The organism is Luteitalea pratensis (assembly GCF_001618865.1).
Taxonomy (GTDB): Bacteria; Acidobacteriota; Vicinamibacteria; order Vicinamibacterales; family Vicinamibacteraceae; genus Luteitalea; species Luteitalea pratensis.
The window spans coordinates 1704667-1730538 of the sequence record NZ_CP015136.1 but is presented as its reverse complement, the minus strand read 5'-3'; the positions used below and the strand labels follow the sequence as shown (position 1 = coordinate 1730538).

Below are 25872 nucleotides of genomic sequence, written 5' to 3'. Positions count from 1 at the left end.
GGTTACACTAGGCAGGTCCCCGGCAACAGGCCGGGCCGAGCCGAACCACCGCAACCGTTCATGTCCGACGCCATCACCAACGCCAGCCCGGCCCCTGCCGCGCCGCTCGATTTCATCCGCCAGATCGTCAGCGAGGACCTCAAGGTCGGTCGCCACGGCGCGGGCGTCAACACGCGGTTTCCCCCGGAGCCGAACGGGTACCTCCACATCGGGCATGCGAAGTCCATCTGCCTGAACTTCGGCGTCGCCGCCGAGTTCGGCGGCCAGTGCAACCTGCGCTTCGACGACACGAACCCGACCAAGGAGGATGTCGAGTACGTCGACTCGATCCGGACCGACGTGCGCTGGCTCGGGTTCGACTGGGACACGCGCGAGTTCTACGCCTCGGACTACTTCGAAAAGATCTACGAATGCGCCGCCGCCCTGATCAGGCAGGACAGCGCCTACGTGGACAGCCTGAGCGCTGACGAGATCCGCGAGCACCGCGGCACGCTCACACAGCCTGGCCGGAACTCCCCTTTTCGCGATCGTCCGACCGACGAGAACCTGTCGCTCTTCGAGCGCATGCGCGCGGGCGAGTTCCCCGACGGCACGCACGTGCTGCGCGCGAAGATCGACATGGCGTCGCCGAACATGAACATGCGCGACCCGACGCTGTTCCGGATTCGCCACGCACACCATCACCGCACCGGCGACACGTGGTGCATCTACCCGATGTACGACTTCGCGCACGCGATCTCGGATGCCCTCGAGGGCATCACGCATTCGCTGTGCACGCTGGAGTTCGAGGATCACCGGCCGCTGTACAACTGGATCATCGAGCAATTCCCGGATCTGCCAGGTGACCCGCAGCAGATCGAGTTCGCACGGCTGAAGCTCACCTACACGGTGTTGAGCAAGCGCAAGCTGCTCGAACTGGTCGAACGGCGCGTCGTTTCGGGCTGGGACGATCCGCGCATGCCGACGATCTCCGGCATGCGGCGCCGCGGCTACACGCCGAGGGCGATCCGCGAGTTCTGCGCGCGCATCGGCGTGGCGAAGAACGAGAGCCTGATCGACGTCGCGCTGCTCGAGCACAGCGTCCGCGAGGACCTGAACCAGGTCGCGCCGCGCGCCATGGCGGTGCTGAGGCCGCTGAAGGTCGTCATCGAGAACTACCCCGAGGGGCAGGTCGAGATGATGGAGGCAATCAACAACCCGGAGGACGAGTCGGCGGGGACACGGCAGGTGCCGTTCACGCGCGAGCTCTACATCGAACAGGACGACTTCCGGGAGGTGCCGCCGAAGAAGTTCTTCCGGCTGTTTCCCGGCAACGAGGTGCGTCTCCGCTACGCCTACATCATCAAGTGCGAGTCGATCGTGAAAAACGATGCCGGCGAGGTGGTGGAGGTACGTTGCACGTACGACCCGCACACCCGCGGCGGATCAGCCGCCGGCGAACGTCGTGTCAAGGGCACGCTGCACTGGGTGTCGTCCACGCACGCGGTGCAGGCCGCGGTGCGGCTGTACGACCGGCTGTTCACCACCGAACAGCCCCGCACCGACGACGACAGCCAGCACTTCACCGCGGAGATCAACCCGAACGCGCTCGAGGTCGTCGGCAACGCCCTCGTCGAGCCGTCGCTCGCGGCGGTCCGGCCCGGCGCCACGTACCAGTTCGAGCGGCTCGGCTACTTCTGCGCCGACCCCGACAGCACCCCCATGCGCCCCGTCTACAACCGCACCGTCACGCTGCGCGACTCCTGGGCCAAGATCGAGCGAGCGCAGGCGTAGGCCAGGGCTTACGCCTTGCGTCTCAGGTCTCAGGCTTCAGGTCTCAGGCTTCAGGTCTCAAGTCTCAAGTCTCAAGTCTCAAGTCTCAAGTCTCAAGTCTCAGGTCTCAAGTCAAGCGCGAGCCCCGAGCCCCGGGCCCTGTGGCCTGAGACCTGAGTCCTGAGTCCTGAGTCCTGAGTCCTGAGACACCTTTATGCAGCGGTGTTTCGCGCATCCGCGGGCAGGTAGCGCGCGAGGGCGTCGGCGAGCGCATCGCGGCGCACAGGCTTGGCGAGGTAGTCATTCATGCCCGCGGCGAGGCAGCGCTCCCGATCCCCGGCCAGCGCGTTGCCGGTCAGGGCCACGATGATGATGCCGTCGAGAGGTGCGGGGAGCGCGCGGATGCGGCGCGTTGCCTCGAAGCCGTCGCAGACCGGCATCTGGCAGTCCATCAGCACCAGGTCGTAGCGCCCGGCGCGTACGGCGTCGACGGCCAGCGCGCCGTTGGCGACCACGTCCACACGGCAGCCACACTTCTCGAGCATCAGGCGCGCCACGGTCTGGTTGACCGGGTTGTCCTCGGCCACCAGCACATGCGCAGCACGCGACCTGCCTGGCGCGAGGGCCCGAGGCGCGGGCGCAGGCACGGCCGCGGCCACCATCGGGCGACCGATCTTCTCGAGCACCTCCAGCAGTTCGCTGCGTCGCAGCGGCTTCATCAGTCGTGCCGTCCGCTCCATCGTCACCGGCGCTCCCGTGGGCCGCGACGAGAGCAGGAGGATCGCCAGCGGATGGGGTGCGCGTGCGCGCAGCCGTTCGGCGAGCGGCATCCCACCACCGTCGCCAAGGCCCTCGTCGATCAGCACGACGTGCGGCCACGCATGCGGGTCGATCGACGCCAGCGCCTCCTCGGCATCGCGTGCGACATGGACGACGAGGCCCGCGTCCATGAGTGTTTGCTCGATCATCATCCGGGACGCACGGCTGTCGTCGACCACGAGGGCGCGCATGCCGCCGAGGACAGCGACCTCGGCGCGCGGCGCGGCGCTGCCGGCCATGGTGCAGGGCACCGCAAACCAGAACGTCGTCCCCTCGCCAGGCACGCTCTCGACGCCGATCCGGCCGCCAAGCAAGTCGATGATCCGCCTGGAGATCGCCAGCCCCAGTCCGGTGCCGCCGAACCGACGAGTGGTAGACGCATCGGCCTGCGTGAACGCGTCGAAGAGGCGCGTCTGTGCCTGCGCCGAGATGCCGATTCCCGTGTCGCTGACCTCGGCGCGCAATGTCGCAGTCGTCTCGGTGATCTGGGACGCGCTCACCCGGATGGCGACGTCGCCGCGCTCGGTGAACTTGATGGCGTTGCCGACCAGGTTCAGTAACACCTGTCGCAGGCGACCAGGATCGCCGACGAGATTGCGGGGCACGTTCGCGTCGACGCGGCAGGTGAGCTCGAGCCCCTTGGCGGTGGCTCGCTCGCCCATGAGCCGCGCCACATCGTCGGCCAGCTGTTCGGGATCGAGGCCGATGCGCTCGAATTCGAGCTTGCCCGATTCCACCTTCGAGAAATCGAGGATGTCGTTGATCACGTTGAGCAGTACGTCTCCCGACGACCGGACGGTTTCCACGAACTGCCGCTGTTCGGCGGTGAGCTCCGTGTCGAGCAACAGGTCGGTGATGCCGATGACGGCGTTCATCGGCGTCCGGATCTCGTGGCTCATCGAGGCGAGGAACTCGGACTTGGCGCGCGTCGCGGCCAGGGCCTGCGCGTGCGCGGCCTCGAGCGCCTCCTCGGCAGCCTTGTACTCGGAGATGTCGACCATCACGCCAATCAACTCTCGGGCCTCGCCGCCTTCGACCATGACCGACACGATGTCGCGCAACCACACGACACGCCCCTCCTGCGCGAACACCCGGTACTCCATCGTGTGGTCGCGATGTTCCGCGCTGGCGCGACGACTGTAGCCGTCCACCCACTCGCGATCGTCGGGATGCATGAGGCCCTCGACGAAGCCGGCCCTTTCGGTCCAGTGTGCGACCGGATACCCCAGCAGCTGTTCGGCCTCCTGGCTGACGAACGTGTAACACCCGGTGCCGAGGTCGCGACGCCAGACGATCGCATTGATCGAGTGCACGAGCTGCTGCATCTGCCGCTCGGTCGCACGCAACGCGTCCTCGGCCTCGCGGCGTCGCAGGGCCGAGAGCGCCTCTGCCTGCTCCTTCGACGCAACCACACGGCGCATCCTCGCGTACCACGCACGTGCACCTGCGAGAACGCACAGCAGCGCCGCGACGCCGATGATCACCGGCCACACAGACGCGGGAGCAGGCGTCGCCGGGAGTGCGGCGACCGATGCCGGCTGCGCCGACACCTGCGCCACGGCCGACGTCGTGCCGGCGAGCATCGACGCGACGCCTCCCACGATGCACAGGCTCCCGCGAATTCTCGTCACACACACTCCCGCCAGTCGCGGACCGGGCGATACCGGCCGCTCCGGTATTCGGCGCGGGCGTGTGAAACGTGAGCATCTCCGCCCGGATTACCGTCGCCAGACGGTGTCCGCGGCTTGCGGCTTACGGCTTACGCTTATGGCTTGTGGCATAGCCAGCATGAGACGTAAGGCATGAGGCATGATGCGAGTGGCTGGCGCGGAAGGGCGGTGGTATACTTTCGAGCTGCCTCGACGCCGGACGCGTCGACCACTCCAGCACGGTGGGTGTAGCTCAAGGGCAGAGCGCCGGACTGTGGCTCCGGATGTTGGGGGTTCGAATCCCCTCACCCACCCCATTCTGCAGAATTCAGTAATGCCGGGAATGCCGGAATGTCGAAGGCATTGCCCTCGCCGCGTCGCGGCTGCGCCCAGGACCCACGCTCAGGATCAGGGCTGACCATGTCCGGCGTTCGGCGTTCGGCGTTCCCACTGTGGTGCTACCGGCCAGGCAGGAGGGCGCGTTTGACGGTTTCCCGGACGTCCACTCCGAACACCGGGTGCGCGACCGAGCCGCGGATGTGAATCGGGAACTCGGTCGCGCCGTCGCGCCGGAACAACCGGTCGAATGGCCGCAGCAGCCACCGCTTCTTCCCCACCAGCATCTGCGAGACGCCGGCCTGCAGGCGGATGCGGCCGTCGAAGTGCAGCCCCTGCCCGCGCACGGCGTACGTGCCCGACAGTTCGACCCTCGCGCCATCCACGACGAATGACACCGCGGGGAACCGGATGACACCGTCAGCCATCCTGAATTGCCCGGTGAAGGCCGACAGCGCGCGGGTGATGTCGGCGTCGCGCGGCCGTCCCTGCGCACGCCGACTCAGCTCGTCCAGCTTGTCCTGCATCACCCGGCTGGTGAACGTCGCGTCCGCCAGGGTGAAGCGGCCTGCCAGCACCATCTTGTCGACCACCGGCACTGGCCCAGGGGGAATCAGGAGCGAGGCCACGACACCAAGCCGCCCCCGCATCGCGGGCGCACCGTCGACCACGAGCGCCAGTACCTCCTCCAGTCGCCCATTGGTGATCGTCGTCGCCAGATCGACGGTCCTTCCCCGTCGATCCTCGGCCTTGACGATGCCGCCGGTGACGCGGATGGGGGTATGCGCCCCGAGGAGCCCTTCGGCGGGCTGGATGTAGGTGTTGCCGTTGGTGCCGTCCACGATCACGGTGAACTTCGTGGACAGCGGCATCGGTCGTCCACCCACCTTCAGGTCGAAGCCGGGCATGGTTGTGGTGCCGACCGCCTCGATCCGTTCGAGGACGCCGTCGTAGGTGCCTGTCGATTGCACGATACCGGCGATGCCCTTGATGGTGGAGAGGTCCGCGTCGACGAAACGATAGTCGGCCTCGAGTGGCGTGCGGGCGGGCGTTTCGACGTTCCACGGCCCGAAGGTGCCGCTGCTCTCGATCCGCCCGCGCGGCTGCGGATTCTCGAGCACCGTCTCGAACGACATCGGCAGGGTCGTGGTGATGTCACGCACCGTGAGGCGGTGCATGACGAAACGCCGCGGCAGCTTGCGGATCTCGCGCGGCAGGATCGTCAGCGTCGCGGCGTCGGCGGTGATTCGCCCGATGATCACCGCCGGCGTCTTGCCGGGCGTGCCAGCAGGCGGTGCGACCTGGGGCGGCGCGGCCGACGTGGGCGGCTGCCCCTGGACGGGGCGTTCTGTCGCGACGTCGTGTGCGGTGACGTCACCGATCGTCGTCGCTGACGACTCGCCAGACGTCTTATCGGCCTTCGGGAAGCGAGGTTGCCCCTCGCCCGGCGACGGCGGGATGGCGATGGCCAGTCCCGTCAGCGTGATCGTGTCCACGCGGCGGGGGCGGCGCAGCAGTTCGCGCCACGTCATCGTGGTCTCGAACCAATCGAGGTGCACGAGCGGTGCGACGTCCAGCCGGCTGCGATGGCGAATCGTCAGTGGGCCGCCGCTGATGCGCGTGACCGGTCCGATCTCGATCGAGATGCGCTGCAGTTCGACGTGGCTATCGAGGCGCTTCTCGAGCGTGGCGATGACTGTGGTGCGCAGCCAGTGCTCGAGGCGAGGGCGCGCGGTGAGCCCGATGGCGGCCGACAGGGCCACGATCACGCCGAGCGTGAACAGCAGGTAGTTGCGGATGCGGCGCGGGCGACGCTGGGACGACTCGGCCACGACGTGAGCGTATAGCGTACGGGCCGAAAAGGCAGCTCGGCCATGGTCGTGATTCGCTACTATCAGCAACCATGCAGGACTTCGAGACACTCGGTGCGTTCTATCTCGGCCGCCCCTACGACCTCACGACGAAGACGGCAACGCCGGCGCCGCTGATGTACGACTCGCGCGATCTGCTGACGCATGCGGTGTGCATCGGCATGACCGGCAGCGGCAAGACGGGCCTCTGTATCGGGCTGCTCGAGGAGGCGTTGATCGATGGCATCCCCGCGATCATCATCGACCCCAAGGGCGACCTCTCGAACCTGGCGCTGACCTTCCCGTCGCTGTCGGGCGAGGCGTTCGCACCGTGGGTGAACGAGGACGAGGCGCAACGCGCGGGACAGGACGTGTCGGCGTTTGCCGCGGCGCAGGCCGAGCGCTGGCGGCAGGGCCTCGAGAGCTGGGGCCAGGACGCCGCGCGCGTCAAGCGATTGCACGACGCCGCCGAAATCACGATCTACACGCCAGGGAGCAGCGCCGGTACGCCGGTGTCGATCCTGAAATCGTTCGCCGTGCCGTCGCCGGCGGTGCTCGAGGATCGCGACCTGCTGCGCGAACGTCTCCAGACCACGGCGACCAGTCTGCTGGGCCTCGCGGGCATCGAGGCCGATCCGCTGCAGTCGCGCGAACACATCCTCATCGCCAAGCTGCTCGAGACCGCCTGGCTCGCCGGCACCGACCTGGACCTGGTGACGCTCATCCAGCAGATCCAGTCCCCACCTGTCACGCGGATCGGCGCCCTCGAACTGGATGCGTTCTTCCCGGCCAAGGAGCGCTTCGGCCTGGCGATGGCGTTGAACAACCTGCTCGCGGCGCCGGGCTTCGATCAGTGGCTCACGGGCGTGCCGCTCGACATCGCGTCATTCCTGCGCACACCCGACGGACGGCCACGGGCCGCGGTGTTCTCGATTTCGCACCTGAGCGACGCCGAGCGGATGTTCTTCGTGTCGCTGCTGCTCAACGAGATTCTCGGCTGGGTGCGAATGCAGTCGGGCACGACGAGCCTGCGCGCGCTGCTCTACATGGACGAAATCTTCGGCTACCTGCCGCCGGTGGCCAACCCGCCGTCGAAGGGTCCGATGCTCCTGTTGCTGAAGCAGGCACGCGCCTTCGGGCTGGGCGTCGTCCTCGCCACGCAGAACCCCGTCGATCTGGACTACAAGGCGCTGTCCAACACCGGCACCTGGTTCATCGGACGCCTGCAGACCGAACGCGACAAGGCGCGCGTGCTCGAGGGCCTCGCGGGCGCCAGCGGTGACGGCAGCTTCGACGGGGCACGCATGGGCGACGTGCTCGCCGGGCTCGGCAACCGGGTGTTCCTGATGCACAACGTGCACGAGCAGGCGCCGGTGACGTTCGAGACACGGTGGACACTCTCCTACCTGCGCGGTCCGTTGACGCGCACGCACATCAGACAGCTGAAGGCGCGCGAGAACGCCGAACGCAGAACGCCGAACGCCGGCTTGGAGAACGTCGAACGCCGAACGCCGAACGGCGAGGGCGCGCCTACAACCGCGGCGAGTGCGCCGCCGGTCCTCCCGCCTGGCGTCACGGCCCTCTTCGTGCCGGCGCGCGGTGCCGCCGCGGGAGCCGGCCTCGCCTACGCCCCGGCGCTCTACGTAGCCGGCACCGTGCGCATCGCGGATACGAAACGGCGCATCGCCGAGACGGTGCCGGTGCAGGTGCTGGTGCCGCTGCAGGCAGGCGCAACGCCACTGGCGCTCGACCGGGCCACATCGGTGGACGTCGCCCCGGAGGACCTCGAACAGGCGCCACGCGGACCCGCGACGTACGGCGATCTGCCCACCGCCGCGAGCACGCCGCGCAGCTACGAGGCCTGGCGCAAGGCCGTGGCCACGTGGCTGTACGACACGAAGGCGATCACGCTGCAGGAGCACGCGCCGAGCGGCACGCACTCGACGCCGGGCGAGACCGAGGCGGCCTTCCGGGCACGGCTGTCCGAGGCGCTCCGTGTCGAACGGGACGCCAAGGTGGATGCGATTCGCAAAAAGTACGGGACACGCCTGCAGGCGCTCCAGGACCGTATCCGCAAGGCCGAACAGCAGCTGGGCAAGCAGCAGCAGGAGGTCACGTCCTCGACGGGATCAGCCATCGTGACCGCCGCGACAGGAGTCTTCGGCGCATTGTTCGGCCGCAAGGCCTTCAGCGCCGCCAATGCCGGGCGACTCGGCACCGCCGCCCGTGGCGCCAGCAAGGTGATGAAGGAGAAGCAGGACGTGACGCGCGCCGAGGAAAACCTGGCCTCGGAACAACAGAAACTCGCCGACATGCAGGCCGCCATCGAGAACGAGGCGACGGCCGCCGCCGGTGACGACGCCGCGGCGCTGCAGCCCCTGGTGCTGCGCCCGAAGAAGTCCGACATCACGGTGTCGGCCGCGACACTCGTGTGGGTCCCGCAACCACCGGCCTGACTGGGCAGGGCGCCATATGGCGATGACAACGTCGTCCCGTCGCGGTGCTGCAGTGCGAAGCCACGTCGACTTTCGCGCCAGGATCGCGGCGGCCGTAGCCGCGGTCCTCCTCGTGACTGGCTTGCGCCTCACGGCGGGGCAAGGTGATGCCCTGCCGTTTGCGTTCGTGAACGTCGCCCGCCAGGCCGGTCTCGACAGCGTCACCGTGTACGGGGGCAGCGAGCGCAACCGCTACCTCCTCGAGACGACGGGCAGCGGCGTGGCCCTCATCGACATCGATGGCGACGGCTGGCTCGACGTCTTTCTGGTGAACGGCACCACGCTCGAGGGGTTCCCGCCTGGCCAGGAACCCACGGCACACCTGTATCGCAACCGCCGCGACGGCACCTTCGAGGACGTGACCGACCGCGCCGGTGTTCGCCAGTCCGGCTGGGGTCAAGCGGCCTGCGTCGGCGACTACGACGCGGATGGCCGCGACGATTTCCTGGTGACCTACTGGGGACAGAACCGGTTGTTCCGGAACCGCCCCGGGGGTACGTTCGACGACACCACCGCTGGCGCGGGCCTGGTGACAGCGCGCCGATGGGGCGCGGGCTGCGCGTTCCTCGACTACGACCGCGATGGTCACCTCGACCTCTTCGTCGCCAACTACATCGACCTCGACCTCGGGGCGACGCCAATGCCCGAGTCCGGCCTGTGCCGCTACAAGGGCCTTCCGGTGGCGTGCGGGCCGCCAGGCCTTCCCGGCGCGACGAACGCGCTCTATCGGAATCGTGGCGATGGCACGTTCGAGGACGTCTCGAACAAGTCGGGTATCGTGCGCGGGCGCGGGACATACGGGCTGGGCGTCACGACGCTCGACTTCGACGATGACGGATGGATCGATCTGTACGTGGCCAACGATTCGAAGCCGAGCACGCTCTATCGGAACAACCGGGACGGCACCTTCAACGACATCGCCATCGAAGCTGGCTGCGCGTTCAGCCAGGACGGCCGGGCGCAGGCAGGCATGGGCCTGGCCGTGGGCGACTACGACCGGAACGGCACGATGGACATCTTCCGCACCAACTTTGCGGGTGACACGTCGACGCTCTACGCCAACACGGGCCGCGGCGATTGCGACGATCGCACGTTTGCGGCGGGTATCGGCATCAACACGCGCTGGCTCGGATGGGGCGTCGGCTTCCTCGACCTCGAGCACGACGGGTGGCCCGATCTGTTCCTGGTGAACGGACACGTCTACCCCGAAGTCTCAGCCTTGGCCGGCGAGGCCGCATACAGGCAGCGGAAGGTGGTCTATCACAATCGCGGCAAGGGACGGTTCGAGGACGTCACCGATCGACTCGGCCCACCCGTGACGACACCAGCCGCGAGCCGGGGCGCCGCATTCGGCGATCTCGACAACGACGGTGACATCGACGTGGTGGTCAACAACATGCACGCGCTACCGGACCTGTTCCGTCTCGACATCCGTCCGGGCGCGGGCCACTGGCTCGGCATCGCCTTGGCCGGCACCGTGTCGCACCGCAACGCGATCGGCGCGCGCGTGACCGTGTCGTCAGGCGGACGGACCTTCGTGGACGAGGTGCGCGGCGGCGGAAGCTACTACGCGCAGAACGACCTCCGCCTCCACTTCGGCCTCGGGGACGCAACCGCCGTGACCGGTGTCTCGGTGCGGTGGCCCAGCGGCGTCGAGGAAGCGTTCGTGGCCAGCGGCATCGACCGGCTGGTCACGCTGACAGAAGGCCGCGGGACGCCAGTGCGCGGGCCAACCCGTTAGCGATTGGCGACAAGGTGGCGACCGTGCAGCCAGATGCTGTCGCCGAGCGGAGGTGCCCCTCGCACGGTCGCGATGATCGCATGGCGTGACTGCCACGGCGGCAAGCCGAGCGCCGCCGCGATTTCGAACAGCGTCGGGCGTGGCTCGTTGTGCAGCAGCACGCCATCCCCATCGAGCATACCGGCGATGTTCGCCACCGCGAGCATCAGCGCGTCGTCGTCGAAATACGGAAACACGTTGGTGGCCACGACGAGATCGAAGGTGCGCCCCACGATGCGCTCGGTGACCACGTCGAATCGCTCGCTGTGCAGGACCTGTGCGGCCTCGCGGGAGACCTGGACACGCTTGAAAAGATGTCCGGCAGGCACGAGGAGCATGCCACGACCGGTGCGCGGCCCGGTGTCGACCTGCCCCAGCGAACGCCCAAACGCCTCGAAGTACTCGCGGTATCCACCAGCGAGCGCCACCCGGCCATCGTCACCGATCCCCGACACGAGCAGGAGCTGAGGTGGAATGGTTCGTGACTGTTGCAGGTAATCGACGACGCGGGGGTTGATGTCGGCCGCGACGATCTCGACCTCGTCGAGCCTCGCCAGGCCGAGGCCGATCAGCGCGTCGAGCACGGCCCATGGTTGATAGCTCTGGGGCGGCGCCGCTTCGAGCAGCGCCGTGCGCGGCGCGATGTCGAGCCCTGCGCCGATGATCAGCACTCGACGTACGCGCCGATCGGGTTGAAGGCCGCGCAGCACGCCCAGGCCCTGGGACACGAGAAATCCTGCCTCGACGGCGGTGTCGGTGCTCAGGCCGCGCGTGCGGTACAGGGCAGCCGCCGCCGCTGACGTGGATCGGCCCGCACCGAACTCCTTCTCGTACACGAATCGCATCACGCGGAGGTACTCGGCGACGAGCGCCGCCTCGCGATCGCGCGCGGCAGGGACCGCGTCGCCGACGAGTCGACCGAAATACGCGAGCCGTGCGTCGGCGCCCGGTGCAGCAATCGCACGCAGGAACGCCGTCAGGCGCGCGCGCACGGCGGGGTTGACGCGGCCGCGAACGGAGGCGGGGTCGGCGAAGAAGGCGTCGCGGTCCGCAGGGTCCATGTCGTCGACCAGCGCCCTGGCGCTGAGCGCCGGCTCCATCGCCGGCAGCCTCGTGAAGCGCGTCGACTGGAGTGCGAAGAAGACGAGGTGATCCAGGTCTCCGAGGTGAACACGCCGGGCGTTGTCCTCAGCGAGGCGATCGATGCGGACGGAGAAGTCGGCCGCCGAAAACCCGCGCGCCTCGAGGCGCGCGTGCAGCGGCCCGACGTCCTGCCAGGTGATGCGTCGGGCGTGAGACTCGGCGCCCGTCTGGGGTGTGAGGCCACCGGAGGAGGGCGCGTCGGCCCACGCCAGGGTCAGCACGCTGAGGACGACAACGGAGGAGACGATGCGCACGGTGGCAGGCAGGCTCCCGCGAACCCATCGGTATGGCCTACGGCCCATAGCCTACAGCCTACCGGAGGGGTAGGCGGCAGGACGTAGGCTGTAGGCCAAGCGATTGTGGTTCATGGCCCTTGACGTGCGGCGGTCATGTACGCAGGGCCGGCTAGAAGACCAACCGGAACCCGAGCTGGACGACCCGCTGGAAGTTCGACTGCCCCTGGATGTTGCGGTTGATACGGCCGAAGTCGTCTGAGGCGGTGTCGCGTGTGTAGTCGCGCTCGTCGTACATCGGGCTGTTGAACACGTTGAACGCCTCGACGCGCAGCTGGAATCGTATGCGATCGGTGATTTGCGTCGTCTTGGCGAAGTTCAGGTCGAGCTGCCAGTAGCCCGGGCGGCGCATCCGGTCGTCGACGACCTGCGCTGTGCGCGCTTGGTATGGCTCGCGGACGAGAAAGAACGGCTCCGTGCAGCCGTAATTCACCGAGTAGGCGAACAGCGTATAGCCGCCAGACGCGTTGCGCTGCCCCACGCAGGGCTGCACGCCGTAGATGAACTGACCGTCCTTGGTGGGATCCAGCGACGGGTCGCCGACCACCTCCGTGTTTTGCGGGATCCGCCAGGGCTGCCCCGACTGATAGAGGAACATCGGGGCGACGGACCACCCGTCGAGCAGGACCTTCATCAGGCCGGTGCGCGTCTCGCCGAAGGGGAACTCGTACACTCCCGAGATCGAGATGCGGTGACGCCGGTGTGTCCAGTACGGGCCACGCACGAGTTCCCTGGTGCTGGGATCGATGAACGCGTTGAGCCCGCCGATTTCCGGCGCGGACTGCGTCCAGCCGGACGATGCGCCGATCTGCTCGAACTTGGGAACGAAGGTGTAGTTGCCGCTGACGACCAGGCCCCTCGCCCAACGCCGGTTGGCCACGAACTGGAGCGAGTGGTAGTTGATGGTGCCGTCGTTGCGCTGGGTCTCGAAGATGGTTCCGAACGCCGGAAATGGACGGCTCAACTCGAACCGGGACAGCGTGGGGCTCGTGAACCGTGCCGTCCCCTCGAAGCCCGGCACCTGGTAGAACGGGTTCGGGAGCTGCTCGTCGCAGAGCGCTCGCGAGCCGCCCTTCGTGACGTCGCACCGATCGAGCAGGTCACGACCCGGCTCGTTGATGCCGCGGAACTCACTTTCCTGCTGCGTCGACCGGCTCGCCGCATAGCTCACGTCGAAGGTCATCCCCCACGGCAGTTGTCGCTGGACGCCAGCGGAGAAGTGATCTGCCTTCGGAACCACGAACTCCGGGTTGGCGTAGGACAGGTTCCGCCCGAGGAACGTCAGCGGACCGAGCGAGTTGCCCGCGGGCTGGTCCACACCATTCGGAAACGGATTGCCGAGCGCATACGTCGGCGTACGGTTATCGTCGAGAGATGGGACCAGGGTCGACTGGATGCTGAAACCCTGGCTGTGGCCCTGACCGGTCGGATTGAGGTAATAGCGTCCGTAGCCACCGCGCACGACGGTCTTTTCGTTCAGGTGATACGCAGTGCCGAGGCGGATCTGCACGTTGTTGCGATCGAGTTCCCAGGGTTGTTCCGGGTTGCCGTCGACATCGACGAAGGTCAGGCCGCCCTGCACTTGATAACCAGGGAATCGCGACTGGTCGATGCGCGACGACGCAGGGTTCGCAATCGAGGGGTCGAAAATGTAGTTCAGCCGGTTCTCCTCTTCGCTCAACGGACTGCTGTAGTCCCAACGGGCGCCGGCATTCACCGTCCAGCGATCGGTGATCCTCCAGTCGTCTTGGATCCATGGGGCGGCGTACGTCCAGCGGTAATCGGGCAGCAGGTTGTTGTCCACCACCCCGCCGGACGGGGCTCCCAGCAGGAACGACGCGAAGGAGCTTCCCGACAGCACATCAGCGCGGTTGAACTCACGCTGCGTGAACCCACGGTTGAAGTCGAAGCGCATGCCGGCCTCGCCGAGACTGCGACCTGCCTTGTGCGTGCTGCGGAAATCGAGGCCGGCGCGGATGTTGTGGCGCCCACGCGTCAGTGAGATGTTCGGCTGAATCGACCAGATGTCGTTGCGGTTCTCGCCCTGGCCGCGCGACAACTGGACGTATTCGGCCATGTTCACGCGCGGGAATATCTGCTGCGGCAACTGATCCACGAGGCTTGCCGGAAAGCCCAGCTGGGTCGCATCGAACCCGAATCCTTCATCCGAGCGGCTCAGTTCCAGGTAGTAGGTGTAGCTGCCGCGCAGGTTCAGGACGGTGCCAGCGCCCACGATGTGCACCCAGTCGCCGACGATGGCGCGGTTGGCGCGGATGAGCGGCAGCTGGCCGTCCTGCGCGGGTCCGCTTCGGATGGGCGAGGTGTTGCGCAACTCGTTGCGCTCGTTCTCCGCCCAGCGGAAGAACGTCCGGTTGTTCGCGTTGATGTTGTGATCGACCTTGGCGACCCAGTTCCAGAACACGTCCCTGTTGACCTGGTCGGCGTACCCGAGGTTCTGCTGCCATGGCGCGACGCCGGCGGTCGTGTTGTTCGGCAGGGGGTAGTACTGCATGATTTCGCGAGCCACCGGATTGATCCGGTCCGCCGGAACGATGTTGCCCGGAAACGGGTCGCGCACCCACGTACCGTTGACGTTGCGGCCGGTCGCCGGATCGTAGATGGTGATCAGGTTGCCGTTGACATCGCGGTAGTCGCTGAAGTCGCCGCGACGCATGGCCTCGGTCGGCGTCGTGTTGAACAGCGGCGCGGGCGTGCCTTCCCGGTACCGCTCACCGGTGAACAGGAAGAACGTCTTGTTCATGCCGTTGTAAAGGCCGGGAATGCGGACCGGACCGTCGACGCTGAAGCCGTACTGGTCGAGATAGTGGTCCGACTTCGGCGCGTCGCGGGAGTTCAGGAGGAACGAGTTCGAGTCGAGCCACTTGCGGCGCATGAACTCGTAGCCGACGCCGTGGAGGCTGTTGGTACCCGACTTGAGCGACATGTTGACGACGCCGCCCGCGCTCCGGCCATACTGGGCGTCGTAGGTGTTGGTGGCGATCTTGAATTCCTGGACGGCTTCGGCCGGCGGGACGTACGCGATGTTGTTGCCGTCCTGGTTGGCGTTGTTGGGAGCGCCGTCGAGCAGGAACTCATTGTTGCGGTTGGCGCCGCCGTTCATCGAGAAGTCGGCGAGCGCACCGTTGTCGAACGGTCGCAGGTAGACCGCCTGGGCGTTGTAGTTCACGCCGGCGACCAGCGTCGCCAACGCGATTGGGCTGCGCGACTGCAGGGGCAACTCGGCGATGCGGCGGTTGTCGATGACGTCACCGCGATTGGCGTTGCTCGATTCGAGCACGGTCTGCGCGGTGACCGTGACTTCCTCGGTCCGGTCGCCGACGCCGAGCGTGGCGTTGATCGTGGCCGTCTGCCCGACTTCCAGCTGCAGTGCGCTTTGCACGTACTTCTGGAACCCCTCGAGCTCCACGGTCACCGTGTACGGCCCGGGCCGCAGGAACGGGATGCTGTAGTTGCCCTGGTCGTTGGTGACCGCGGTGGCCAGCTCCTTGGTATCGGCATTCTGCACAGACACGATGGCGCCCGGCAGGCTGCCGCCACTCGCATCCACGACCTGCCCTCTCACCGTGGCCCGGAATTCCTGTGCAATGGCGGCCGTCGCCGACACCACCATCGCCATCGCACACACCACGCCCCCCATCCATTGCGCGCTCGACATGGTTCCTCCCCCGGTGAGCCGCGAACGTAGATCAACCTCGACCGGTCTGCGCCAAGGCCAGAACCGTTGAGATTGGTTAGACTTGAGCTACCAATCTCATACACCGAGCCGGATGGTTTGACAACCTGAACCGCAGATGCGCTTCACGGGACGCGCTCGGGAGCGGTCCGTGAGCCTCGGACGAGGCGGGGATTGAGCTGGCGCGCACGCGTGTAGGCGCCCTCGGCAGCGTCTGCGTCGCCGAGCCGTTCGAGGGCGCGTCCCATCTGGAAGTGCGCCGGCGCGTACGTGTTGCGAATGGCCAGGGCCCGACGGAAGGCGTCCAGCGCGGCGATGGCGTCTCCGTGCTCCAGCCGGGCACTGCCGAGCGCCGTCCACACGCGCGCTTCGTGTTCGCGCTCGGACTCTTGTCGCAGTCGCTCGCCTTCAGCCAGCTGCGCCCGGGCACCAGCCTCGTCGCCAGACGCGCTGAGCACGCGTGCCAGCGAGACGTGCACCTCCGGCACGTCGGGTCGCAGCGCGAGTGAACGGCGCAGTGCCGCGGCGGCACCGTCCCAGTCACGCTCGGCCGCCCGAACGACGCCGAGCTTGTGGTACGCCTCCGCGTGTCTCGGCTCGAGCGCAATCGTAGCCTGGAACGCTGCAGTGGCGCGCGCCGCCTCGCCGCGGTGCCACCAGGCGACGCCGAGCGCGTAGTTTGCCTCCGGTCTCGCCTCGAGCGCGATCACGCGCATCAACTCGGCGATCGCCTCGTCCCGCCGATCGACACGGTTTAGCAGCAATGCGAGGTTGTAGCGGGCCAGCGTGTGATCCGGCGCTCGCGCGAGCACGTGTCGGAGGGTCGCGAGCGCCGCTTCCACGTCCTGTTCCGATTGCGCCAGGCCCAGTGTGAACAGGGCGTCCGCGTCCTTCGGCGCTGCCTCGGCGGCCGCGCGCGCCAGCGTGACCGCTTCGGGGCTGCGACCAGCCGCCACGAGCGCCAGTACCAGACCGCGCGATGCCTTGCGATCCTCCGGGCGTGCCGCAAGGGCGGCGCGCCAGGCCTCGATGGCCGTGTCGAGCGCACCGACACGCTCGAGTGCCTCGGCCAATGCCGTCTGGATGTCCGCATCGCCCGGCGCGAGACCCGAGGCCTGCCACAGGAGCGCCAGCGCGCCGTCGGCGTCCCCGCGGGCCTGCCACTCGCGCGCCCGGCGGTATGCCTCTCTCGCGCGCGCGTCGGCGCCTTCAGGCCGGAAGGCAGCGGGCTTCCCGCCGCCCTGATTGACCTCGACGCCCGGGCCTGCCCCGGCCACGGACCCTTGCTGCGTGCAGGCCGCGATGGTCTCTCCAGGCGCCCCACACATGACACCGAGCAGTGTCCCAACCGCGAGCGCTCGACACCAATCCGGCATGGGAGCCACACATTCTGCCCGCCAATCCGGGCCTGCACTCACCGGCTGGCGGGCGGGCGGGCCGGCGGGTCGTCGACGACCGGGGTCCCCTTGTCGATGCGCGCCATGCGGGCGATGAAGCGTGGATCGCGGCGAATCGGATCGAGGCGCGAATCGACACGTGCGTAAGCCAGCCGTGACGAGTTCGCATCGATCGACTTGTCGAGCCACTCAAGGGCGTGCGGCGTATCGCCGAGGCTGACGTAAGCCAGCGCGATCCAGAATGCTCCGTCGCCAGTCGGCCGGGCATCGTAAAGCAAACGCAGTTGCGTCAGCGCCTGCTGCGCTTCCCGCGGACGTCCCGCGTCGTGATGGATCTTCACGAGCTGCGACTGGACGAACGGATCTTCCGCCGCTCGCTCGGCGCCGACGCTCTGGCAGGCCGCCAATGCCTCGGCCGATCGCCGCAATTCGGTGTACGCCTTGCACAGGCCGATGTGCGCCGCGGTGTACTGCGAGTCGAGGCGCAGCAACGTCTCGTACGTGCGGGCCGCCTCGTCGAACCGGCGCGCGTAGTGCAGCGTTGCGCCCAGGTAGCCGCGCAGCAGCGACGACCGCTGGTTCAGCTTCTGCGCCTGATCCACCTGCTCCACGGCTTCTTCCACGCGGCCACGTCCCGCCAGCAACATGGCGAACCGGATGCGCGCGTACTCGCAGCTCGGGTTGAGCGAGAGGGCACGCCGGAAGTGCCGCTCGGACTGTTCGAGGTTGTGCCGCTCCGCATAGAGATCCCCGAGTGCCGCGTAGGCCTCGGCGCTGCGATCGTCCAGGCTCAAGGCCTTGGAGATCACGCTCTGCGCCAGCGGCAGCGCCTCGTCGGCCCTCAGCGCGTTGTGCCGGTACAGCGACAGCAGCGCTTCGGCCCATTTCGCATACGCCAGGACGAACTCCGGCGCCGCCTCGGTCGCACTGCGGAACGACTCGGCGGCCTCCTCGACCTCCTTGCGGCCGCCGCGACCCAGACGCGCCTGCCCGAGGGTGTAGGCCTGCATCGCCTCGGGGTTGTCGAGTGGCAGTTCGGTGCGCAGCGTCGGCCGCGTACCTGGCTCGGTCGCTGCCAGTTCCGTGACCACCCGCTGCGTCAGCGTCGCGGTGAACTCGCGCAACGGCGTGATGCCGGTCATGGCCTCCTGGATGGACTGCGTCTGGCCGCCTGCGCGCACGACGTCGAGGCGCGCCTGCATGCCGGTGCCGCGGCGCGTCACCGCCACGTCCACGTACACGTCGGCGTCGACGGCGTGCATGATGGCCGCCGCCGGCTGACCGAGCATCGGCTCGACGGCGACAGGCGCGATCACCCGAAACGGCGGCGACGAACTGAGGTCCTGCGCGAGCTGCTCGATGACCAGGGGCGTCAACGCCGGATCGGCCCCAGTCGCACTCCCGAGCGCCAGGCGGACCTCGGCGGGCGTCCCGGTCGTCGCCCCGGCGCCGCGCACGCCCAGCGACGCTGACTGCCTGAGCAGACCGGTGATGCGCGGCAGCAGCGACCACGCCACGAATCCGCCGATGGCGATCGCGGCGACGGCAACCGCGACCAGTCCGTACGGCGTCGGCGGTCGCGGTGGCGCCGTCGGGATGGGCGTCGCCAGGGCCAGTGGCGCCGTCGAACTCGACGGCGTGTCGGCGATCGCGGCGGTGACCACCGGCTGCTTTCGCGTCCAGGTGTCCCAACCGAGCGTCCGCGACAGCGCCTCCTTGACCCCCGCGATGGTCGAGTAGCGTCGGTCGGGATCGGGATCGCAGGCCCGCTCGACGATGCGAATGAAGTCGTCGGGCAGATCGGGCCGGAGATCGGCCAGCGGCGTCCGCTCGCCACGCTCGTAGTGCCCGGCGAGGTCGCCGAGCGACGACGCCCTCACCGGGTACGCACCCGACACCAGGTAGAACAGCACGACCCCGAGGCCGTAGATGTCGCTGCGGCCCGAGGGCGGGTCGCCAGACACCACCTCCGGCGCCAGGAACGGCAGCGTGCCAGCCTCCAGGTCGAGCGCCTCGATCGGCACGCCCTGCGGCCACACATCCATCAGCACGAGCCGGCCACCCGCCTCGCGGACGATGTTGTCGGGCGAGAGCAGCCCGTGAGCGAGCCCTTCGCGATGCAGCGCCGCCACCGCACGACACAATTCCCATCCGACGAGGGCAGCCTCGCGGGCGCTGAACGTGCCCTGGGTGACGACGACCTGGTCGAGGCTGCGGCCGTCGACAAACTCCATCACCAGGCCGGTCTGATCGTCGTGTTGCTCGGCGCCGTAGACCTCGACGGCATTGGGATGCCGGACCCGTGCGAGGGCCTGACCGGTCGCGAGAAACGCCACAGCCACTTCCGGTGCCGACGGCGTCGGGAGGAAACGAATCACGACATCGCGATGCAGGTGATCGGTGGCGCGAACGACGCGGCCGAGCGTGCCGGGGCCAAGGGCCCGAAGCAGGCGGTAGGGTCCCCAGGTACCGAGATCGACCTCGTCGGCCGCCGCAGCGTCCCCGACCGGGGTCGTCGCAAGCCCACGGGATGGTTCCGGTTCGGGCTCGGTGTCGCCGGCCGGCGTCGCGGTCAGGGCGGACTCGTCGAGCCCATCCTCGTCCGGTATGCTGCGGTGGAGTTCGGCGATGTCCGCGATCACGCGGAGTTGCCGAAACAGCGCGCGCTCAGCCTCGCTGCCGAGTTCGGCTTCGAGCGCGGCCCAGTCCACTGCCTGGCCATCGGCGAGCGTAGCGGCCAGATCCGTGAGCCCGCGATCAGTGCGCATGCGCGAAAGTGCCTTGATTGTCGCACAGGTCAGTCGACCACCGCGCCGGACCAGGCGTCCTATGGGCGTGGAGATGGATGCCCTGCCTGTTCGCCGTCGACCGCACCGGCATGTCACCGCCGTGCTGGTCCTCACGGCCTGCGTCATCGCCAGTGGCCTGTCCGGGTTGTCCACGGCCGCGCGCGCCGGACAGGCGACCGGAGCACCGCTGCCGGACACCCAGCAACTGGTCCGCGAGGTCCAGGCCGGCCTGAGGACCGACGAGGAACTGCTGCGGCAGTACACATTTCGCGAGCGTCGCCGCGACGTGGACGTGACCAAGTTCGGCAAGGTGCGGTTCGGCCCGTGGCGGGAGTTCGAGGTCTATCCCTCCGAAGTCCCGGGCGAGACCTACAAGCGGCTGGTCAGCGTCGACAACGTGCCGCTCTCGCCGGCGGTCCTCGCGCGTCGTGACGCCGAGCACCGCAAGACGGTGCTCGACCAGTTGGAGCAGATCCGGGTCGAGACCCCGGCGCAGCGACAGAAGCGGCTCGCGAAGAAGACCCGGGAACGGCAGGAGGAGCAGGACGTCATCGACGACGTCTTCGCCGTGTACCAGATCGCCATCCTCGGCCGCGAGACCCTCGACGGGCGACCGACCATCCTCACCAGCCTGACGCCGCGACCCAGGGCCCGGACCCGGAGTGATGCGGGCAAGTTCCTGAAGAAGATTCGCGGCAAGGCCTGGGTGAACGAAGCCGACAGGCAGGTGGTGCGGGCCGAACTCGAAGCCGTCGAGGACATCACCTTCGGCCTCGGCCTGCTGGCGCGCATGCGACGCGGCAGCACGATCACGTTCCGCCGGACGCTGGTGAACAACGAGATCTGGCTGCCGGCCGAAGCCCAGTACAAGCTGGTCGGCAAGACGCTGATCTTCCGCAAGTTCGCGCTCGAGTCGACGACATCGTTCTCCGACTACAAGAAGTTCAACGTCAGCACCAGCGAGGACATCGCGGTAAAACCAGAAATTTGAGAGCTGAAATTTCTGGGTCGTCCTACGTGCGGTGCGGGTCTGGCCGCCAGTCGCGGACGGCGCGCTTGATCGCGTCCGGCTTCATGTTGCCCGAGACAGCCTGCTCGAACAGCGTCGCGAACTCCGCGTCGGACGCGAAGCGCAGCGCCGCCACCTGCTTGGCCGAGAGCTGCGAGAACCGGCGCTGCTGGTCGGGCGTGAGCAGCGCGCTGGCCCGGAGGCGTTCCTCGAGGAGGATCACGCGATCCTGCAGCTTGGTCGTGTACGTACGCCCGATCGACAACAGCACCAGCAGGCAGAACAGCACGCCGGCCCACGCCATCTTCGGTCCCCACGGGTAGCCGCGCCCCATCGCGGTGAAGCCGACCACCGCCACGATCCAGCAGGCGAAGCCGATCACGGTCGGCACCGGACGATGGGCGTGGTTGGCGTAGTTCTGGTCGCTCATGACTCTCCCGGCATCGACGAGTGATGCAGTACCACCGGCGTCGTGCTCTTGCGGCGCAGCCGCAGGTTCAGCAGCTCGACGAGGACCGAGAAGGCCATCGCGAAGTAGATGTAGCCCTTGTCGATGTGCTGGCCGAACGCCTCGCCCACCAGCATCACGCCAATCAGGATCAGGAACGCCAGCGCCAGCATCTTCATCGTCGGATGCTTCTGCACGAAGTCGCTGATCGGGCCGGCGAAGATCAGCATGACGCCGGCCGCGAGCACGACCGCGACCATCATGATCGGCACGTGCGGCGTCATCCCGACCGCGGTGATCACCGAGTCGAGTGAAAAGACGATGTCGATCAGCATGATCTGGGCGACGACGCCCGCCAGGCTCACGCCAGCCTTGCTGCCGCCGGGACCGTGGTGTCCTTCCTCGCCCTCGAGCTTGTCGTGGATCTCGTAGGTGGCCTTGCCGATGAGGAACAGCCCGCCAAGCAGCAGGATCAGCTGCTTGCCCGAGATGCCCGTGCTGCCCAGCTCGATCAGCGGCCGCGTCAGCCCCATCACCCACGAGATCGCGAGCAGGAGCGCCAGCCTCGAAATCACAGCCATGGCGATGCCGAGTTTTCTGGCCTTCGGTTGCTGATCCTTCGGCAGCCGGCCGGACAGGATCGCGATGAAGATGACGTTGTCGATGCCGAGCACGATCTCGAGCGAGGCGAGCGTGGCCAGCGAAATCAGGCTTGCGACGCTCCAGAGGGGCGCCACAGGTGCGGCGGCAGCCGCGGGGGCCACGTCGCTCAGCGCGAGCATCTCGGGCCACACGGCGGTCAACGACTCGATCACGACACGTCCTTTCGTCCGCGCGTGTCATTCGCGCGCGGACCTCAGATTGTACAGGGACGGGGATCGCGGACCGCAGATCGCAGATCCCGGATCGGGAGTCGGAAGTCGGGCGTCGGGAGTCGGCGTGGGCGTGGGCGGGCTCGGCCACCTTGGCGCTGCGCGCTTCGGCGCCCAAGGAGAGCCGGCCCTACCTACCTTCACCTTCGACCTTCTTCCGTCAGCCTGTTCGACGTTCAGCGTTCGGCGTTCGGCGTTCGTCAGGCGCCACGCCTCAGCCGCTAGGCATTGGTCGTCAGGCATCAGGCATCAGGCATCAGGCATGACTATGCGCGCTTCCTGGTCTTCTTCGCGGTCGCATCCGACTTGCCGGAGCTCAAGGTGGCCTTGGCGGGAGTCTTCTTGCCGGCGCTGACGGTCTCGAGGCTACGGCGCAGGGCCTCCATCAGGTCCACGACCTTGGCCGGCGCTTCTTCCTCGGTCTCGACGATCTCCTCGCCGGAGACCTTGGCGTCGATCAGGCTCCGCAATGCCTCCTGGTAGGTGTCGTGGAAGCTCTTGATGTCCAGGTCGCCCTCGAACGTCCCGATCACCTGCTGCGCGAGCTTGACCTCCTCGGGTTTCAGCTTCGCCGGCACGTTCTCCAGTTCCTCGATCTGCGACATGCTGCGCACCTCGTCGGCCGAGCGCAGCGTGTACATCACCAGCCCCTTCTCGCGCGGCTGCACGGCGACGATGTACTCGCGGCCGTAGAGCGCGAGCTTGCCGATGCCTGCCTTGCCCTGCATCCCCTCACGGATCACCGCGAACGCCTCGGCAGCAACGTTGCCATCCGGCGCGAGGTAGTACGGCCGCTCGAAGTAGATCGGATCGATCTGATCGACGGTGGTGAACTGCGTTAGGTTGATGAGACGCGTCGACTCGGGACGCACCTTCGAGAGATCTTCCTCGGTGACAGTCACGAAGCGCCCTTTCGAGAACTCGTAACCTTTCACGATCTCGCCGTTGGCGACCTCGCGCTCGCAATGCGGGCACCACTTCTTCTGCTGGATACGCGTCTGGCAGACCTCGTGGAGCTGGTTGAAGCTGATCGTCGCGTGCGCGTCCGTCGCCGGGAATACCCGGATCGGGATCGTCACCAGACTCAGCTTGAGATGTCCCTTCCACGTTGCTCGTGCTGCCATGGCTCTCTCGCTTGCAAACTTGTGGCCTGCCGCCTGACACGCGCTCATCGCGTCGACCTGAAGGTCGACGCCTACGCCTGGTGACCGGTTAGCCGATGCCCTTGGCCGGGCTCGGAGAGCCGGCCCTACCGGACTCCCCGTTCCGGCTCCGGGTGCCCCGTTACCCGTTACCCGGTACCCGGCACCCGGTACCCGGTACCCGGATCCTTGCTATCGGTCGTCGACACCCCGATGATTACGCCCCATGGCCCGTACGGTCCAGCTCTGGCGTGACGAGGCGCCCCCCGCGCCGATGCTGGCCACCCCGTGTGAGTTGGACGCCCTTAACCTCGACAACTCATCGATGCTCTACGAACAGAAGTTCGACGGCATCCGCGCCATCGTCATCGTCGAACCGGCCCATCCGAGCGCGCGGGTCCGCCTGTTGTCGCGCAACGGCAACGACAAGGCCACGCAGTTTCCCGAGATCGTCCGCGCCCTGCGCGAACTGGCAGCGCAGTTGTCCGGGACGGTGATCCTCGACGGCGAAGTCGTCGCCCTTGACGCCCGGGGACAACCGGCGTCCTTCACCGCGCTGCAATCCCGCATGCACCTCAAGGGCGCGATGGACATCGACGCCCGGTCGGCGACGGTGCCGACGGCCCTGGTAGTGTTCGACCTCTTGCGCGAGGGGGTCGAGGATCTCCGTCCACTGCCCCTGGCTGCACGCCGCGCCAGGCTGGAGTACCTGCTGCACGTGCGCACCAGCGAGCGCCTGCGTGAAGGCCTCTACGTCGCCGGACACGGCAGGAACGTGCTGGCACAGGCCAAACGGGAGGGTTGGGAGGGACTGATCGTCAAGGATGCGGACGCGCCGTACCTGTCCGGCGTGCGCTCGCGGACATGGCGGAAGGTCAAGCTGCACAAGACGGCGACGCTGGTGATCGGCGGCTGGACCGACCCGAAGGGGACGCGATCCGGGTTCGGCGCCCTGATGGTCGGACGCTTCACCGATGCGCGCGGCAAGCCGGCGCGCCCTGCGAAGGGCAGCGACGCGACGCTGTGCTACGCGGGCAACGTCGGTGGCGGGTTCAGCGACGCGGCCATCTCGGATCTCCTCCTGCGGCTGCGACCGCTGGCACGGACCACGTCGCCGTTCGTCGATGCCCCGCGCGCCCGCGGACAGCACTGGGTGGATCCCAGACTGCTCTGCGAGGTGCGGTTCAGCGAGTGGACGCCTGAGGGGCGACTGCGTCATCCGGTCTTCCTCGGGCTGCGTGACGACGTCGGCCCTGACGCGGTCGATCCGACAGGTAGGGACGGCTCTCCGAGCCGTCCAGCGCAACAGCCCCGACCAAGGGCGACGATGCGCGAATCCTCCCTGGAGGGCGCAGGTGTGGACATGGACGCCTCGGAGAGGCGTCCCTACCTTCCCATCACCGCCATCGTCGAACAGCTCCAGTTACTCGAGGACGCCGGGCGCGACGGCTCTCTGACGCTGCCTGACGGCGTGCTGGAGGTCACGAACCCGAAGAAGGTCTTCTGGCCAGCGTCGGGCCTGACCAAGGGTAACCTGCTGCGGTACTACGCGCGCATCTCGCCATGGCTGTTGCCGGTGATTGCTGATCGCCCACTGGTCATGAAGCGCTATCCGAACGGCGTGCTCGGCAAGGCGTTCTACCAGCAGCGCGCACCCGACACCGTCCCGGCGGGCGTCAACGTGCAGGTCGTCGAAGGCGACGAGGACGACGACGGGCCGATGCCGCGGCTCATCGGCGGATCGTTGCTGACGCTGTTGTACGTGGCGCAACTCGGCGCCATCTCGCTCGACCCGTGGTTCTCTCGGGCGGCCTCGCCCGCGGCGGCCGATTTCGTGGCGATCGATCTCGACCCGATGCCGGGCGTGCCTTTCGCGCAGGTGCGCGACGTGGCGCGCTGGGTCCGCGAGGCGCTCGTAATGCTCGACGTCCCGGCGGCGCTCAAGACGTCGGGGTCGTCAGGCCTGCACATCTACATCCCGTTGGCGGAAGGCACGTCTTACCAGTCCGGCCAGCTGCTGTGCCAGATCATCGCCACCGCGGTCGCGTCGCAGCATCCCAAGGTCGCGACCGTGGAGCGGGCGGTCGCCCGGCGCGGACGCACCGTCTACGTGGACTACCTGCAGAACATCGAGGGCAAGACACTGGCCTGCGCCTACAGCGCCCGCGCGAGCCAGTTTGCCGGCGTCTCGACGCCGCTGCAGTGGGATGAACTCGACCAGGACATCCGGCCCGAGGACTTCACGCTCGAGAACGCGTTCACGCGGTTCGAGACCACCGGCGATCTGTGGAACCCGATCCTGCGCGGCACCCCTGTCGACCTCCGCGCCGTCATCGGTCGCCTCGGCGGCTGACGGGCGCCTCCGCCACGGCTTCGGCGCCCAAGTCGGCGCGACACGAGCCCG

The 25872-nt window shown here is 67.8% G+C and carries 14 protein-coding genes and 1 tRNA gene; 6 read left to right on the top strand and 9 right to left on the bottom strand.

Annotation, left to right across the window (positions count from 1 at the left end; all coding sequences use genetic code 11):
• Positions 1 to 60 precede the first annotated feature (60 nt).
• Positions 61 to 1773 carry a glutamine--tRNA ligase/YqeY domain fusion protein gene (locus tag LuPra_RS07090; protein WP_110170102.1) on the top strand — a complete coding sequence of 571 codons (1713 nt, stop codon included), beginning with the start codon at positions 61 to 63 and terminating at the stop codon, positions 1771 to 1773.
• Between the two features lie 191 nt (positions 1774 to 1964).
• Here the strand turns inward: LuPra_RS07090 and LuPra_RS07085 are convergent, their stop codons facing one another.
• A complete protein-coding gene (locus LuPra_RS07085) occupies positions 1965 to 4202 on the bottom strand; it encodes a PAS domain-containing hybrid sensor histidine kinase/response regulator (RefSeq protein WP_157898845.1) in 2238 nt (745 codons plus the stop codon).
• Between the two features lie 260 nt (positions 4203 to 4462).
• Here LuPra_RS07085 and LuPra_RS07080 point away from each other — a divergent pair.
• Positions 4463 to 4537, top strand: a tRNA-His gene (locus LuPra_RS07080).
• 141 nt (positions 4538 to 4678) lie between these two features.
• On the opposite strand, the gene LuPra_RS07075 is transcribed toward LuPra_RS07080, so the two are convergent.
• The gene (locus LuPra_RS07075; protein ID WP_110170100.1) at positions 4679 to 6388 is read right to left on the bottom strand and encodes an AsmA family protein; all 1710 of its coding nucleotides are present in this window, start codon (positions 6386 to 6388) and stop codon (positions 4679 to 4681) included.
• A 71-nt stretch (positions 6389 to 6459) separates the two neighbouring features.
• Here LuPra_RS07075 and LuPra_RS07070 point away from each other — a divergent pair, with 71 nt between their 5' ends.
• Together LuPra_RS07070 and LuPra_RS07065 are read left to right on the top strand one after the other, a co-directional pair.
• Complete coding sequence (locus LuPra_RS07070; RefSeq protein ID WP_110170099.1) at positions 6460 to 8862, top strand: helicase HerA domain-containing protein; 2403 nt, start codon at positions 6460 to 6462, stop codon at positions 8860 to 8862.
• 52 nt (positions 8863 to 8914) lie between these two features.
• Complete coding sequence (locus LuPra_RS07065; RefSeq protein ID WP_162271315.1) at positions 8915 to 10642, top strand: CRTAC1 family protein; 1728 nt, start codon at positions 8915 to 8917, stop codon at positions 10640 to 10642.
• On the opposite strand, the gene LuPra_RS07060 is transcribed toward LuPra_RS07065, so the two are convergent.
• The 4 genes from LuPra_RS07060 to LuPra_RS07045 all read right to left on the bottom strand — a co-directional run bounded on the left by LuPra_RS07060 (position 10639) and on the right by LuPra_RS07045 (position 19976).
• Positions 10639 to 12078, bottom strand: a complete 1440-nt coding sequence (locus LuPra_RS07060; RefSeq protein ID WP_110170097.1) for a hypothetical protein — start codon at positions 12076 to 12078, stop codon at positions 10639 to 10641. The genes LuPra_RS07065 and LuPra_RS07060 overlap by 4 nt on opposite strands.
• A 151-nt stretch (positions 12079 to 12229) precedes the next feature.
• The gene (locus tag LuPra_RS07055; protein ID WP_110170096.1) at positions 12230 to 15793 is read right to left on the bottom strand and encodes a TonB-dependent receptor; all 3564 of its coding nucleotides are present in this window, start codon (positions 15791 to 15793) and stop codon (positions 12230 to 12232) included.
• Between the two features lie 143 nt (positions 15794 to 15936).
• Complete coding sequence (locus LuPra_RS07050) at positions 15937 to 17187, bottom strand: tetratricopeptide repeat protein (protein WP_110170095.1); 1251 nt, start codon at positions 17185 to 17187, stop codon at positions 15937 to 15939.
• 38 nt (positions 17188 to 17225) lie between these two features.
• Complete coding sequence (locus LuPra_RS07045) at positions 17226 to 19976, bottom strand: protein kinase domain-containing protein (protein ID WP_162271314.1); 2751 nt, start codon at positions 19974 to 19976, stop codon at positions 17226 to 17228.
• A gap of 121 nt (positions 19977 to 20097) precedes the next feature.
• On the opposite strand from LuPra_RS07045, the gene LuPra_RS07040 reads away from it, so the two are divergent.
• Positions 20098 to 20988 (top strand): hypothetical protein, encoded by an 891-nt coding sequence (locus LuPra_RS07040; RefSeq protein ID WP_110170093.1) that lies wholly within the window; start codon positions 20098 to 20100, stop codon positions 20986 to 20988.
• Between the two features lie 22 nt (positions 20989 to 21010).
• Here the strand turns inward: LuPra_RS07040 and LuPra_RS07035 are convergent, their stop codons facing one another.
• The 3 genes from LuPra_RS07035 to ku form a co-directional block, all read right to left on the bottom strand.
• A complete protein-coding gene (locus LuPra_RS07035) occupies positions 21011 to 21436 on the bottom strand; it encodes a DUF6526 family protein (RefSeq protein ID WP_110170092.1) in 426 nt (141 codons plus the stop codon).
• Positions 21433 to 22269, bottom strand: a complete 837-nt coding sequence (locus LuPra_RS07030) for a TerC family protein (RefSeq protein ID WP_234800769.1) — start codon at positions 22267 to 22269, stop codon at positions 21433 to 21435. The genes LuPra_RS07035 and LuPra_RS07030 overlap by 4 nt, the downstream gene beginning before the upstream one ends.
• Positions 22270 to 22592: 323 nt before the next feature.
• Positions 22593 to 23450, bottom strand: coding sequence for a non-homologous end joining protein Ku (gene ku, locus LuPra_RS07025; RefSeq protein WP_157898844.1), 858 nt, complete (start codon positions 23448 to 23450; stop codon positions 22593 to 22595).
• Positions 23451 to 23694: 244 nt separating this feature from the next.
• On the opposite strand from ku, the gene ligD reads away from it, so the two are divergent.
• Entirely contained in the window at positions 23695 to 25821 is a 2127-nt protein-coding gene (gene ligD / locus LuPra_RS07020) for a DNA ligase D (RefSeq protein WP_110170090.1), read from the top strand.
• Positions 25822 to 25872 lie beyond the last annotated feature (51 nt).